Source organism: Lysobacter sp. yr284 (assembly GCF_900107375.1).
Classification (GTDB): domain Bacteria; phylum Pseudomonadota; class Gammaproteobacteria; order Xanthomonadales; family Xanthomonadaceae; genus Lysobacter.
On record NZ_FNPT01000001.1, the window covers coordinates 1100648 to 1114604 of the forward strand.

A 13957-nucleotide genomic window follows, 5' to 3' on the forward strand; every position below is an offset into this window, starting at 1 on the left:
CCAGAACGCGCAGAGCGCGGCCTGGTCGGGATGATGATCAGGTCAGCCTCGCGATCACCGGCGCGACCTGCTCCTGGCGGCCGAGCGCGACGCCGACCCGGGCCAGCGCCTGCGCCAGTTCCTGCGCCGAATCCGCGCGCAAGGTCGCATGCCCGACCTTGCGCCCCTCGCGCGGCGACTTGCCGTAGTCGTGCCAGTGCCCGCCGGCTTCGGCCAGCACCGGCGCGGCGTCCGGCATCGCGCCGATCCAGTTGAGCATGCAGGCGTGGCCGAGCATGCGCGTATCGCCCAGCGGCAGGCCGAGCACGGCGCGCAAGTGGTTCTGGAACTGCGAGGTTTCCGCGCCTTCGATGGTCCAGTGGCCGGAGTTGTGCACGCGCGGGGCCAGTTCGTTGGCCAGCAGCACGCCGTCGCGGCAGAACAGTTCCAGCGCGAACACGCCGACGTAGTCGAGCGCGTCGGCGAGCTTGCGCGCGTGGGCGACCGCGGTCGCGGCCAGCGCGTCGTCGGCGACGGCCGGCGCCAGGCTGGCCGAGAGCACGCCGTCGACGTGCCAGTTCTCGGTCAGCGGCCAGGCGCGGAACTCGCCGTCGCGGCCGCGCACGGCGACCACCGACAACTCGCGCTCGAAGCGCACGAAGCCTTCCAGGATCAGGCCGACGCTGTCGGCCTGGGCGCCGAGCGCGGCCCAGGCGGCGTCGGCGTCGGCCGGGGTCTTGATCCGGAACTGGCCCTTGCCGTCGTAGCCCAGGCGGCGGGTCTTGAGGATGCACGGCGTGCCGATGGCCGCCAGCGCGGCGTCGAGGCCGGCGCGCGAGTCGATCGGGGCGAAGTCGGGCACCGGAATGTCGAGCTCGCGAAAGAGCGTTTTCTCGGCGAGGCGGTCCTGCGCCACCGCCAGCGCGCGCGGGCTCGGGAACACCGGCCGGCGCTCGGCCAGCCAGCGCGCCGATTCGGCCGGCACGTTCTCGAAATCGAAGGTGGCCACGTCGATCGTCGAGGCGAACTCGTCGAGCGCGGCCTGGTCGGTGTAGTCGCCGACCACCATCGGCGCGAACTGGCCGGCGCAGGCGTCGGCGGTGTTGTCCAGGACCAGGAAGCGCAGGCCCAGCGGCGCGCCCGACAGCGCCAGCATGCGGGCCAGCTGCCCGCCTCCGAGGATGCCGACGGTGGTCATTGGCGCGGGTCGTCGTGGGCCAGCACCTCGTCGGTCTGGCGCGCGCGGAACGCGGCCAGCGCCGCGCCGATGGCCGGGTATTCCGGCGCCAGCACGGCGGCGGCGAACAGCGCGGCGTTGGCGGCGCCGGCGTTGCCGATGGCGAAGGTCGCCACCGGGATGCCGGCCGGCATCTGCACGATCGACAGCAGCGAATCCATGCCGTTGAGCGCCTTGGACTGCACCGGCACGCCGAGCACCGGCACCGCGGTCTTCGACGCCAGCATGCCCGGCAGGTGCGCGGCGCCGCCGGCGCCGGCGACGATCGCGCGCAGGCCGCGGCCGGCCGCGCTTTCGGCGTACTGGAACAGCACGTCCGGGGTGCGGTGCGCGGACACTACGCGCACTTCGTGCGGCACGCCCAGGGCTTCGAGCTTGGCGGCGGCGTGCTGCATGGTCTCCCAGTCCGAGCGCGAGCCCATGACGATGCCCACGAGCGGGGCGGGACCGGCGGCGGCGGACGAGGGGCTTGGATCGGACGAGGCTGGGGACATGGGGCGTGCCTTGGCGCAAAGACGTATTCTAACGCCCTGTCCCGTCGTACCGGCATCAAACCGTATGGATCGCAAACTGCTCGACTTGCTCGTCTGCCCGACCACCCGCCAACCGCTGCTGCCGCTGGACGGCCGCGGCCTGCAGGCGCTCAACGCCGCCATCGCCCGCGGCGGCGTGGTCCGCGGCGGCGGCGAGGCCCAGACCCAGGCGCTGCGCGAGGCGCTGGTCACCCGCGACCGCAAGACCGTCTACATCGTCGACGACGGCATCCCTCTGCTGGACGCCGAGAACGCCCTGGCCACCGCCCAGGTCGAGGGTTTCCCCAGCGCATGAACGCCGCCGCCCGCGACCTGACCCCGCCGCCGGCGGCCGAGATCGAAGCCGACGTCGCCGACGCCTTGGCCGAGGACCTCGGCAGCGGCGACGTCACCGCCGAGCTGCTGCCCGACAGCGCCGACATCGCCTACCTGCTGTGCAAGGAAGACGCGGTGATCTGCGGCCGGCCGTGGTTCGACGCCTGCCACCGCGCGCTCGACCCGCAGGTCGAGATCGACTGGACGGTGGCCGAAGGCGACCGCGTCGCCAAGGGCACGGTGCTGGCGACCCTGCGCGGCCGCTCGCGCGCGCTGGTCAGCGCCGAGCGCGCCTCGCTGAACTTCCTGCAGACCCTGTCGGGCACCGCCACCGTCACCGCGCAGTACGTGGCCGCGGTGGCCGGCACCGGCACCCGCATCCTGGACACCCGCAAGACCCTGCCCGGCCTGCGCCTGGCGCAGAAGTACGCGGTGCGCTGCGGCGGCGGGGTCAACCACCGCATCGGTCTTTATGACGCGGTGATGCTCAAGGAAAACCACATCCGCGCGGCCGGTTCGCTGGTCGCGGCGATCCGCCAGGCACGCGCGCGCCACCCCGCGCTGCCGCTGATCGTCGAGGTCGAGACGCTGGACCAGCTGCGCGAGGCGCTGGGCGAAGGCTGCGACCGCATCCTGATCGACGACTTCGACGCCGCCACCCGCCGCGAGGCGGTGCGGATCGCGCGCGCGGCGCCGTTCGACGGGCGCATCCCGCTGGAAGTCTCCGGCGGCGTCGACCTCGACGGCCTGCGCGCGATCGCCGAGGACGGCGTGGACTGCATCTCGATCGGCTCGCTGACCAAACATGTGCGCGCCGTCGATCTTTCGCTGAAGCTCGGGCCGCCGCCGGTCCGGCCGTAGCGACCGCGGGCGCCCGCCCCCTTGCGTAGCGCCGACTCCGCCGCCAAGAAAACGCCATGCCTACCCTGATCCTGCTGATGATCTTCGGCGCCGCCGCGTTCTCGTTCTGGAGCGCCGGCCGCGCCGCCGCCGAACGCGCCGAAGTCGTCGGCCGCGACGCCTGCCGCTCGGCCGGGGTGCAATGGCTCGACCAGAGCGTGCACGCGATCGGGCTGCGGGTGATCCGTCACGAGAGCGGCTGGCTCGGGTTCGAACGCACCTTCCGCTTCGACTATTCCATCGACGGCGAAGACCGCCACATCGGCCGGCTGGTGTTGCGCGGCGACAGGCTGGTGGCGTTCAGCGGGCCGGTCACGCGCGAGCCCTCGCAGTTGCACTGACGGGGTCGCCTGCCCCGGCCGGCCTTGGGCATCGCGGGATTCGCCTGCCCCGACCGGCCCTGCGCGCATGCACGCAGCGCTTGCTGCGGCCGCCCCCTGTAGGAGCGGCGCAAGCCGCGACCGCGCCACTGCGATCACGGCGCAACCCGTCCAACCCCGTCGTTCCCGCGAAGGCCGGAATCCATCGCCGTTGCGTCCGCTCACGCCGCAACGTCCGGGGCGCAAGATCAAAATGGATTCCGGCTTTCGCCGGAATGACGGGCCGGCGGCGGGCGCGCCGTAATTGAATTGGCGCGGTCGCGGCTTGCGCCGCTCCTACAGGGGGCGGTCGCGCGTGCGTGGCGGCTGGATAGGTTCGGGCACCCGCCGGAACGACGGGCAGGTGCCTTGTTGCGCCGTCGTTTTCCTGGCGCGGTCGCGGCTTGCGCGGCTCCTGCAGGGAGCTAGCGCGCGCCGGCGCAGCCGGTTACTTGACGATGCGCAGGTGTCCGCCGCGTCGCGGGGTCGGGGTGTGCGGGCCGTCGTCGTCGCCGTCCGGCGGCGGGTCGCTGGGCACGGCGCTGAGCTGCGGCGACGGCGCGGCCGCCTCGGGCGGATCGGACGCGTCGTCCAGCGCGGTCTCTTCCAGGCTGGCGTCTTCCGGCAGGGCCATGCCCTGCCCGGTCTCGCGCGCATAGATCGCCAGCACCGCGCCGACCGGCACGTTGACCGGATGACTGACGCCGCCGAAGCGCGCGCTGAAGCGGATGAAGTCGTTGCCCATTTCCAGGTGCGAGACCGCGCGCGCGGCCACGTTGAGCACGATCTTGCCTTCCTTGACCGCGTGCGCCGGCACCTGCACCGCCGGACGCGTGGCGTCCACCAGCAGGTGCGGGGTCATGCCGTTGTCGGCGATCCATTCGTACAGCGCCCGCAACAGATAGGGGCGGTGGCTGGTCATCGAGGTGCTGCTTTCGCTCATGCGCGCAGTTTACCGCCTGGCGCGCCCGGACAGAAAATTTCGCCGCGCATCGGCGTGCGATCGCGCCGTCCGTCCGCCCCGGCCCGCGCCGCCCCCCGTGCGGCCGCGGCTGGCCGCGCGCGGCGCCGTCCGCGCCGCCCCGGCGCGGTCCGCGTCATGGCCGTCGCCGCAGCCGGCGACGCCCGCGCGGCCCGCGCTTACATCGGCATGTCGCGCAGCTTGCGTTCCTGGTCGGTGAGGCTGCGCGAGAAGCCCGGATTGCGGAAGATGCGGTTGCCGTAGTCCTCGATCGCCTTGCCGTCCTTCGGCAGCGGCACGTCGAGCGAGGGCAGGCGCCAGATGATCGGCGCCATGGCGCAGTCGGCCAGGCTCATTTCCGGGTTCAGGAAGAACTTGCTGGCCTTGAACAGCGGCACCGAGGCGGTCAGCAGTTCCTTCAGGCGTTTGCGCGCGGCTTCGGCCTGGACCTTGTTGCCCATCTGGATCGCCTGCACCTGCGGCACCCAGTCGTGCTCCAGGCGCAGCATCGCCAGGCGCAGGCGCGCGCGAGAGAGCGGATCGACCGGCATCAGCGGCGGGTGCGGATAGCGCTCGTCGAGGTATTCGCTGACCACGCTGGCCGCGTACAGGACCAGGTCGCGCTCGACCAGGGTCGGCACCGAGTGGTAGGGGTTGAGGTCGACGAGGTCTTCCGGCGGATTCTGCGGATCGACCGGGATCAGGTCGTAGGTGACGCCCTTGGCCGCCAGCACCAGCCGGACGCGGTGGCACAGCACGCAGTCGGTAGACGAAAACAGAGTCAGGGCATTACGCATACGGGGGCTCGCCGCCATCATCGACCTCTCCAACGACCGGAATCCGCCAGTCGCAAGACGCCCTCCACCCTGTGTGGAAGGTCGTCACGGCCTCGAGCCCGCACACCCCGGCTTTGCACAGATTGCCGGCTCGCCAGACCGTCAACCCTAACGGAAAACCCGCGCTTGTGGCGCGGGTTTTCCAGGCGAACTCCGTCAATGTTCCACGTCGCGCCAGTACTCGGTCTTCAACAAGTAGGCCAGGAAGGTGAACAGAGCGAGGAACAGGATCACCCAGACGCCCAGACTCTGGCGCTTGAGCGCCGCCGGTTCGCCGGCGTACTCGAGGAAAGCGGTGATGTCGCGGGTCGCGGCGCGGAAGCCGGCCTCGTCGAGCTTGCCGGCCTGCTCGACCTTGAGGCCGTGCACCGGACGATCGCCCGTGGTCTTGTCCTTCTCGCCGTACTCGGCGTGCTGCAGGCCCTGCAGCTCCCACAGCGGGTTGGGCATCGAGGCGTTCGGGAACAGCTTGTTGTTCCAGCCCAGCGGCCGCGACTCGTCCAGGTAGAACTGGTTGAGGTAGGTGTAGACCCAATCGCTGCCGCGCACGCGGGTGATCAGGCTCAGGTCCGGCGGCATCTTGCCGAACCACTGGTTGGCGTGTTCCGGGGTCAGGTTGACCTGGATCTGCTCGCCGAACTTGGCGCCGGTGAAGTTGAGGTTGTTCATCACCTCGTCTTCGGTCAGGCCCAGGTCCTCGGCCATGCGCGAGTAGCGCAGGTACTTCAGCGAGTGGCAGCCCGAGCAGTAGTTCATGTACAGCTGGGCGCCGCGCTGCAGCGAGGCGCGGTCGCTCAGGTCGGTGCCCGACTGCAGCAGCGCGCCGCCTTCGGAGGCGTAGGCGGTGACCGACACGAGCAGGCCGGCGACGAAAGTGGCGAGCTTCTTCACGATGCGGGTCTTCCGGAGAGGCTGGCTGTGGTTAGTCATGCATCGTCACCCGTTCCGGCACCGGCTTTGTCTTGTCCAGCTTCGTCCACACCGGCATGGTGATGAAGAAGGCGAAGTACAGGAAGGTCAGCACGCGGCCGATGATGGTCTCGACCGGGTCGGTGCCCGGGCCGGCGCCGATCTTGCCCAGCCACACGAAGCACACCGCCAGCAGCATCAGCATGAACTTGCTGATCAGGCCGCGGTAGCGCACCGACTTGACCTTGCAGCGGTCCAGCCACGGCACCAGGAACAGGATCGCGATCGCCAGGAACATCACGATCACGCCGCCGAGCTTGTCCGGGATCACCCGCAGCATCGCGTAGTACGGCGTGTAGTACCACACCGGCTTGATGTGCTCCGGCGTCACCAGGCGGTTGGCCTCGGTGAAGTTGTCGTGCTCCAGGAACCAGCCGCCCATCGCCGGGGCGAAGAAGATGATGAAGGCCGCCAGCATCAGGAAGAAGCCGACGCCGAACAGGTCCTTGACCGTGTAGTACGGGTGGAACGGAATGGTGTCGATCGGCTTGTTGGCGTCCCAGCGGTTGCCCTTCGGGCCGTGCTTGGTGTCGACGCCCTCGGGGTTGTTGGAACCCACTTCATGCAACGCGCCCAGGTGCAGCACGACCAGCAGCAGCAGCACCAGCGGCAGCGCGATCACGTGCAGGGCGAAGAAGCGGTTGAGGGTGGCGTCGCCGGGCAGGTAGTCGCCCATGATCCACTCGGTCAGGCCGTTGCCGATCACCGGGATCGCGCCGAACAGCGAGATGATCACCTTGGCGCCCCAGAACGACATCTGGCCCCACGGCAGCACGTAGCCCATGAAGGCTTCGGCCATCAGCACCAGGTAGATCAGCATGCCCAGGATCCACACCAGCTCACGCGGCTTCTGGTAGGAGCCGTAGAGCAGGCCGCGGAACATGTGCAGGTACACGACGATGAAGAACAGCGAGGCGCCGGTGCTGTGCATGTAGCGGATCAGCCAGCCCCACTCCACGTCGCGCATGATGTATTCGACCGACGAGAACGCTTCGGCCGCGGACGGCTTGAAGTGCATCGTCAGGAAGATGCCGGTGACGATCTGGTTGACCAGCACCAGCAGCGCGAGCGAACCGAAGTAGTACCAGAGGTTGAAGTTCTTCGGCGCGTAGTACTCGCTCATGTGCTTGCGGTACATCGGCATCATGCCGGGCGCACGGTCGGTGACCCAGCCGAAGACGTTGTTGGCGGTACGCGTGAGGATGTTGGCCATGGCTTATGCCCCCTTCGCCGGATCGACGCCGATCACGATCGTGTTGTCGTTCTCGTAGTGGTGCGGAGGCACCAGCAGGTTGATCGGCGCGGGCACGCCCTGGAACACGCGGCCGGCCATGTCGAAGCGCGACTTGTGGCAGGGGCAGAAGTAGCCGCCCTTCCATTCCGGATCGAACGGCTCCGGGCGGATCTCGGCCTTCATCTCGGGCGAGCAGCCCAGATGGGTGCACAGGCCGACCAGGACCGAGATGTCGGGCTTGAGCGAGCGCAGTTCCGGGCTCGCCTTGAACACGTACTCGGGCTGCTGGTCCTTGTTTTCGGACTTGGGATCGCGCAGGTGGCCGTCCAGCGTCGGCAACGCGTCGAGGATGGCCTTGGAGCGCTTGACGATCCAGATCGGCTGACCGCGCCACTCCAGGATCAGGCGCTGGCCTTCGACCAGCCCGGTGATGTCCGCGGTCACCGGCGCGCCGGCGAGCTTCGCGCGGGCGCTGGGATTCCAGGACTTGATGAAAGGCACTGCCACAAAACCGGCTCCGACCGCCCCGACCACCGCGGTGGTGGCGGTGAGGAACCGACGTCGGCCCGTGTTGATAGGATCGTTGACCCCTTGGTTGGCCATCCGGCACTCCGCGAAATCTGCAATGCGAGGGTAACGCCGCACAACCCGGAACCGATGGCTATAAACCAAACACAACCACTGGCGAAAGGCTGGCGGCTCAAAAGACGGGGAAGTGTAGCGGAACCGTTAAGGGCGCGACAATCCGCGCTCTTGCAAAACCGCCACCGGCCCCACCCGGACGCGACCGTGCGCACAAGCCCCGGATTCGCAAGGCGTTTGCGCGAGGCGCCCGGACCCGCCGCGCGCGCGGCCCGGGCGCCGGCGCGGCCGCGATGCGCGAACGGCTTTGCCGAGGCGGCGCGCAGGCTTGGCCGGATCGGCGCGGGCGGCGTGCGCCGCGGGGGCGCTCGCACAAGGACGTTCAGGCCACCGGGCGCGCCCGCCACGGGGGCGCAGCGCCGGTGCGGCGCCCGGCTCAGCGCTGCACCACGCCGGCGGAGCGGTAGCGCTGGGCCAGCACCGCGACGCGCTGGACGTAGCGCTGGGTCTCGGAATACGGCGGCACGCCCTTGTACTTGTCGACCGCGCCCTCGCCGGCGTTGTAGCCGGCCGAGGCCAGGGTCAGGTCGCCGTTGAAGCGCTTGAGCAGCCAGGCCAGGTACTGCACCCCGCCCTGGATGTTCTGGCCGGCGTCGAAGGCGTTGCCGACGCCGAAGCGGCGCGCGGTGGCCGGCATCAGCTGCATCAGCCCCTGCGCCCCGGCGCGCGACAGCGCATTGGGGTTGTAGGCCGACTCGGCGTGGATGATCGCGCGCACGATCGCCTCCTCGACCCCGTGCTGGCGCGCGGCCGCGGCGATCTCGGCCGAGTAGGCCGCGGTGTTGAGCCGCAGCGTGCCGAAGTTGACCCCGGGCTGGGCGGCGCAGGCGAAGCAGGTCTCGATGAAGCTGTAGCGGATGGTCCGCATCTGGGTGGCGTTGGCCAGCCCCTTGGGCCGCTTGCTGACGTAGTGGCGGACCCCGTCCTGGACATAGGAATAGATCTGGCCCTGCACCAGCCGGGTCGGCGCCTGCGCCGGCACTGCCGCGACCGGCACGACCGGCGCCGCGGGTGCGGCGGCCGGCGCGCTCGCCGCGGCGCCGGCGCTGATGCCGCCGGCGACCAGGGCGGCGGCCGCGCCGGCATAGGTCGCCGGCGGGTTGCTGTGGGCCGAGGCCGGGATCGCCGCGTCGGTGCCGGCGCCGAGCGAACCCATCGCCGGCGCCGGCTTGGGCGGGGCGTAGGCCACCGGGGCCGGATCGCGCGGCCGGCTCGCCTTGTTGGTGTACTGGCTGACGACGGTGCAGGTCGCGCCCTTGACCTTCTTGCTGACGTAGCTGCGCTCGCCGTTGGGGCCGTCGCAGCGCCAAAGCGTGCCGGCCGCCGCCGGCGCGAACGCCAGCAACCCCAACACCCCCAGCAGCAGCGAGCTCCCCCTCATCCGGCGCAGTGTCCCCCGCCCGGGCCGAAGCTGCCAAGGGGGCCGGCGCAGAATGTGACGGGGGCCGCGGCTTGGGGCGGGGGCCGGCGCCCGCGGCTATACTTGCGGCGCGGGCGCAGGGCCGCGACGGGCGACAGGCGGCTTCCGCCCGCTCCCGGCGCCTCTGCCCCCGCCCCTCACACAGCCCCTCCGGCGCGGAATAACCGCCGCCCCTCCCGGACCCGCCATGACCGACCTGCATCCCCTGCCCGCCCTGCCGGGCGCCGCCCCGCCGTCCCGGCCGGGCGCCAAGAAACTCTTCATCGAGACCCACGGTTGCCAGATGAACGAGTACGACTCGGCCAAGATGGCCGACGTGCTCGCCGCCAGCGACGGCCTGGAACTGACCACCGACGCGTCCGAAGCCGACGTCATCCTGATCAACACCTGCTCGATCCGCGAGAAAGCGCAGGAAAAGGTGTTCAGCCAGCTCGGCCGCTGGAAGCAGCACAAGCAGGGCGAGCGCCAGGTCATCATCGGCGTCGGCGGCTGCGTCGCCTCGCAGGAAGGCGCGGCGATCGTCAAGCGCGCCCCGCACGTGGACCTGGTGTTCGGCCCGCAGACCCTGCACCGCCTGCCCGAGCTGATCCGCGCCAAGCGCGAGACCGGGCTGCCGCAGGTCGACATCAGCTTCCCCGAGATCGAAAAGTTCGACCGCCTGCCCGAGCCGCGCGCCGAAGGCCCGAGCGCGTTCGTCTCGATCATGGAAGGCTGCTCGAAGTACTGCTCGTTCTGCGTGGTGCCCTACACCCGCGGCGAGGAAGTCAGCCGGCCGTTCGAGGACGTGCTGGTGGAAGTGGCGCAACTGGCCGCACAGGGCGTGCGCGAGATCAACCTGCTCGGGCAGAACGTCAACGCGTATCGCGGGCCGTACGGCGAAGGCGAGATCGCCGACCTGGGCCTGCTGATCCGCACCATCGCGCAAATCGACGGCGTCGACCGCATCCGCTTCACCACCTCGCACCCGCTGGAGTTCTCCGACTCGCTGGTCGAGGCGTACCGCGACGTGCCGCAGCTGGCCGACTACCTGCACCTGCCGGTGCAGGCCGGCAGCGACCGCATCCTCTCGGCGATGAAGCGCGGCTACACCGCGCTGGAGTTCAAGCAGAAGATCCGCAAGCTGCGCAGCGTTCGGCCGAACATCTCGATCTCCTCGGACTTCATCGTCGGCTTCCCCGGCGAGACCGAGGCCGACTTCGAAAAGACCATGAAGCTGATCGAGGACGTCGGCTTCGACCAATCGTTCTCCTTCATCTATTCGCGCCGCCCGGGCACCCCGGCCGCCGACCTGGAAGACACGGTGACCGGCGAGGAGAAGCACGCGCGCCTGTCGCGCCTGCAGGCGGCGATCAACGCCAACGCGGCGAAGATCTCCCAGGCCATGGTCGGCAGCGTGCAGCGGGTGCTGGTGGAAGGCCCTTCGCGCAAGGATCCGGACGAACTCACCGGCAAGACCGAGAACATGCGCTCGGTGAACTTCCCGGCGCCGAAGCGGCTGATCGGCCATTTCGTCGACGTGACGATCACCCAGGCGCTGTCCAACTCGCTGCGCGGCCGCGTGCGGCTCGACGACGACGCACACACCGCGGCCTGAGCCGCGACGGAGACAGCGATGGACCGCGACTTCGACATCCGCGAGATCGGCCCGGAACACTTCCACCTGGCCTGGCCGATCTTCCGCGAAGTGCTGGCGCGCGGGGAGAGCTACAACTACGCCGCCGACCTCAACCTGGACGGCGCGCGGGCGATGTGGACCACCCCGCCCTACCGCATGTTCCTGGCCCAGTCCGGCGACGACGTGCTGGGCTGCTACAAGCTCGGCCCGAACCAGCGCGGCCGCGGCGACCACGTCGCCAACGCCAGCTACATGGTCGCCGAGAGCGCCTGGGGCCAGGGCGTGGGCACCGCGCTGTGCGAGCACTCGCTGATGCAGGCGCGCAAGGCCGGCTACCTGGCGATGCAGTTCAACTATGTGGTCAGCACTAACGCGGCCGCGGTGCACCTGTGGATCAAGCACGGGTTCGCCGTGGTCGGGCAGGTGCCGGAGGCGTTCCGGCATCCGACGTTGGGGCTGGTCGACATCTACGTCATGCACCGGATGCTGTGAGCGCGCGATCGCCGTTGCGCAATGCCCCCGATCGCTGCGCCGCCGCGGACGCTACCTGTAGGAGCGGCGCAAGCCGCGAGTGCCCGAAGCGACGCAGCGCCGCCGCGGCCCGCCGCCCCCGACCCGTTATTGCGGCGAAAGCCGGATGACCGTATAGCGCGCCGGCAGCACCGGCCGTCCGCGGGGCAGAATGCGCGCGCATGACCGCACTGGAAGCCGCGGGACGGACGCCGGCTGCGGTCACAGCAATTCGCGCTTCGCGCCCGGCGTGCGGCCGGCCTTGAGTACGACCTCGCCGGCGCGCAGATAGCGGGGCACGGCCGAGCCCCGCTCGCCCGGCAACAGTTCGACCTCACGCGCCGACACGCACTGGCGCCGATCGGGCAGGAACGGTGCCCGCGGCGTGCGAAAGCAATGCCAGCGCGCGTCGCTGCGGTATACCTGCCAGTACGAATATGAATTGCGGTCGGACTTCCTCAGCTCATGCGCGAATTCGTCACCGCTGAGAGTCTGCGCGAACAGGCTGGGCCACAGCACCGCCAGCACCACCGCCGCGAGCGCCGCGATCTGCCACAGCGCGCTGCGCTCGCGCAACGGCGGCCGACCGTTGTAGGAATCCGTTCCCTCCGAGCCCATCGGTTCCCCTCCGCGACCGGGCCGCGTCAACGATCCGAAGCGCGCCGTTGCCATACCGGCGCACCATCCACATACGTGCCCAGCAGGGTCAATTCGCGCAAGGCCTGCGGCTCCACCGCCAACGGGTCCTGTTCGAACACCACGAAGTCCGCGCGCTTGCCCACCGCCAGGCTGCCGACGTCGTTCTCGGCGAAGCCGGCATAGGCCGCATCGAGGGTGAAGCCGCGCAAGGCTTCGTACGCGGTCAGCTTTTCCTCCGGGTGCCAGCCGCCCAGCGGCTTGCCGGCGGCGTCGGTGCGGGTGGCCGCGGCGAACAGCCCCAGCCGCGGATCGACCGATTCGACCGGGAAATCCGAGCCCAGCGCCAGCCGCGCGCCGCTGTCGCGCAGCTGCCGCCAGGCGTAGGCGCCGTTGATCCGCACCGGCCCGAGCCGGTCTTCGGCCCAGGGCATGTCGCTGGTGGCGTGGGTCGGCTGCATCGAGGCGATCGCATGCAGCGCCGCCAGCCGCGGCAGGTCCTGCGGGGCGAGGATCTGCGCGTGCTCGATGCGCCAGCGGTGGTCGCGCCCGGCCGCGTCGTCGCCGAGCGCCTGGGCATAGAGATCGAGCACTTCGCGGTTGCCGCGGTCGCCGATGGCGTGGGTGGCGACCTGCACGCTGCAGCGCTTGGCCTTGGCGATGGCCCGCGCCATCGCCTCGGGCGACATCCGCAGCAAGCCGCGGTTGCCGCGTTCGTCGCTGTAGTCCTTCAGCAGCGCGGCGCCGCGGCTGCCGAGCGCGCCGTCGGCGTAGAGCTTGACCGTGCGCATCTTCAAGCGCTCCGAAGGATGCTGGTACAGGCCGTCGCGGCACAGCGATTCCAGCGCGTCGCCGTCGCCGGCGGCGAAGGCGGTGATGCGCAGCGGCAACTGGCCGCGGTCGCCCAGGCGCTGGTAGGCGCGCAGGGTGTCGAGATCGACGCCGGCATCGTGCACGCCGGTCAGGCCGTGACGCACCGCGGCCTGCATGCCCAAGCTCAGCGCCTGCTCGACCGCGGCCGGCGCCAGCGGCGGACGCGCGCGCTCGACCAGCGCCATCGCGTCGTCGATGAAGACGCCGGTGGCGCGGCCGGTGGCGTCACGCACGATGCGCCCGCCGTCGGGCTGCCAGTCGCCGCCCAGTTCGCGCCCGGCCGCGCGCATCGCCGCGCCGTTGGCCCAGCCGGCGTGGCCGTCGATGCGCTGCAGCCAGACCGGGCGCTCGGGGAACTCGGCGTCGAGATCGGCGGCCTCGGGGAAACGCGCGTCGGGCCAGTCGTTCTGGTCCCAGCCGTGGCCGACCAGCCACTGCCCGGCCGGCAGCGTGCGCGCGAACTCGCGCAGGCGCTGCAGCGCCTCGGCCTTGCTGCGGGTGCCGGTGAGGTCGGCCTGGAGTTGGTTGATGCCCAGCTCGAACACGTGCGCGTGGGCGTCGATCAGGCCCGGCACCAGCGTGGCCTGGCCGAAGTCGATGTGCTTGGCATTGGGATACAGGTGCAGCAGGTCCGCGCGGGTGCCGACGGCGAGGATCTTGCCGGCGTCGTCGAAGACCAGCGCCTGCGCGCGCGGCTGGGCCGGGTCGAGGGTATGCACCTGCGCGGCGCTGACCACGGTCGCCGCCGGCGCCGATGCGGCGGCGCAGCACGCCGCCAGGGTAAGGGCCCACGCCGACCATCGCCGCATTGCGCGCATTCCCGCTCTCCGTCTGCCCGGACTGTAATGTCCGAAAGTGGCGAATGTGCGAGAAAGCGCCGCACCGGCGCAAGTGCGGCGACCGCGTCCGCGGTCGCGACGCGCGCCTGCGGGGCCCGC

The 13957-nt window shown here is 70.6% G+C and carries 15 protein-coding genes; 5 read left to right on the forward strand and 10 right to left on the reverse strand.

Annotated features, from left to right (window positions below):
- Positions 1–37 precede the first annotated feature (37 nt).
- Together BLV01_RS04525 and purE are read right to left on the reverse strand one after the other, a co-directional pair.
- Positions 38–1177: a 5-(carboxyamino)imidazole ribonucleotide synthase gene (locus tag BLV01_RS04525; RefSeq protein ID WP_091794361.1), complete on the reverse strand. Its 1140-nt coding sequence runs from the start codon at positions 1175–1177 to the stop codon at positions 38–40.
- Positions 1174–1710, reverse strand: coding sequence for a 5-(carboxyamino)imidazole ribonucleotide mutase (purE, locus tag BLV01_RS04530; protein ID WP_091794363.1), 537 nt, complete (start codon positions 1708–1710; stop codon positions 1174–1176). Before purE ends, BLV01_RS04525 begins: the two co-directional genes overlap by 4 nt.
- Before the next feature lie 64 nt (positions 1711–1774).
- Here purE and BLV01_RS04535 point away from each other — a divergent pair, with 64 nt between their 5' ends.
- The 3 genes from BLV01_RS04535 to BLV01_RS04545 are packed head-to-tail and all read left to right on the forward strand — an operon-like array spanning position 1775 to position 3305.
- Positions 1775–2044, forward strand: coding sequence for a Trm112 family protein (locus BLV01_RS04535; protein ID WP_091794365.1), 270 nt, complete (start codon positions 1775–1777; stop codon positions 2042–2044).
- A complete protein-coding gene (gene nadC / locus BLV01_RS04540; RefSeq protein WP_091794367.1) occupies positions 2041–2925 on the forward strand; it encodes a carboxylating nicotinate-nucleotide diphosphorylase in 885 nt (294 codons plus the stop codon). Before BLV01_RS04535 ends, nadC begins: the two co-directional genes overlap by 4 nt.
- A gap of 56 nt (positions 2926–2981) precedes the next feature.
- The gene (locus tag BLV01_RS04545) at positions 2982–3305 is read left to right on the forward strand and encodes a DUF3301 domain-containing protein (protein WP_091794369.1); all 324 of its coding nucleotides are present in this window, start codon (positions 2982–2984) and stop codon (positions 3303–3305) included.
- Between the two features lie 466 nt (positions 3306–3771).
- Here the strand turns inward: BLV01_RS04545 and BLV01_RS04550 are convergent, their stop codons facing one another.
- The 6 genes from BLV01_RS04550 to BLV01_RS04575 all read right to left on the reverse strand — a co-directional run bounded on the left by BLV01_RS04550 (position 3772) and on the right by BLV01_RS04575 (position 9346).
- Positions 3772–4266: a ClpXP protease specificity-enhancing factor gene (locus BLV01_RS04550; protein WP_091794371.1), complete on the reverse strand. Its 495-nt coding sequence runs from the start codon at positions 4264–4266 to the stop codon at positions 3772–3774.
- A gap of 197 nt (positions 4267–4463) precedes the next feature.
- Positions 4464–5099, reverse strand: coding sequence for a glutathione S-transferase N-terminal domain-containing protein (locus BLV01_RS04555; RefSeq protein ID WP_091794781.1), 636 nt, complete (start codon positions 5097–5099; stop codon positions 4464–4466).
- Between the two features lie 177 nt (positions 5100–5276).
- A complete protein-coding gene (locus BLV01_RS04560; RefSeq protein ID WP_091794373.1) occupies positions 5277–6050 on the reverse strand; it encodes a cytochrome c1 in 774 nt (257 codons plus the stop codon).
- Positions 6043–7302 (reverse strand): cytochrome b, encoded by a 1260-nt coding sequence (locus tag BLV01_RS04565; protein ID WP_091794375.1) that lies wholly within the window; start codon positions 7300–7302, stop codon positions 6043–6045. The genes BLV01_RS04560 and BLV01_RS04565 overlap by 8 nt, the downstream gene beginning before the upstream one ends.
- Positions 7303–7305: 3 nt before the next feature.
- Entirely contained in the window at positions 7306–7926 is a 621-nt protein-coding gene (gene petA / locus BLV01_RS04570; protein ID WP_091794377.1) for a ubiquinol-cytochrome c reductase iron-sulfur subunit, read from the reverse strand.
- 415 nt (positions 7927–8341) lie between these two features.
- A complete protein-coding gene (locus BLV01_RS04575) occupies positions 8342–9346 on the reverse strand; it encodes a lytic transglycosylase domain-containing protein (RefSeq protein WP_091794379.1) in 1005 nt (334 codons plus the stop codon).
- A 226-nt stretch (positions 9347–9572) separates the two neighbouring features.
- Here BLV01_RS04575 and miaB point away from each other — a divergent pair, with 226 nt between their 5' ends.
- Both miaB and BLV01_RS04585 read left to right on the forward strand, forming a co-directional pair.
- Positions 9573–10979, forward strand: a complete 1407-nt coding sequence (miaB, locus tag BLV01_RS04580; protein WP_091794380.1) for a tRNA (N6-isopentenyl adenosine(37)-C2)-methylthiotransferase MiaB — start codon at positions 9573–9575, stop codon at positions 10977–10979.
- Positions 10980–10997: 18 nt separating this feature from the next.
- Positions 10998–11492 carry a GNAT family N-acetyltransferase gene (locus tag BLV01_RS04585; protein ID WP_091794383.1) on the forward strand — a complete coding sequence of 165 codons (495 nt, stop codon included), beginning with the start codon at positions 10998–11000 and terminating at the stop codon, positions 11490–11492.
- Positions 11493–11732: 240 nt separating this feature from the next.
- Here BLV01_RS04585 and BLV01_RS04590 read toward each other — a convergent pair whose 3' ends face one another.
- The gene (locus BLV01_RS04590; RefSeq protein WP_139178459.1) at positions 11733–12128 is read right to left on the reverse strand and encodes a hypothetical protein; all 396 of its coding nucleotides are present in this window, start codon (positions 12126–12128) and stop codon (positions 11733–11735) included.
- Positions 12129–12154: 26 nt separating this feature from the next.
- Positions 12155–13837: an amidohydrolase gene (locus BLV01_RS04595; RefSeq protein WP_091794387.1), complete on the reverse strand. Its 1683-nt coding sequence runs from the start codon at positions 13835–13837 to the stop codon at positions 12155–12157.
- Positions 13838–13957 lie beyond the last annotated feature (120 nt).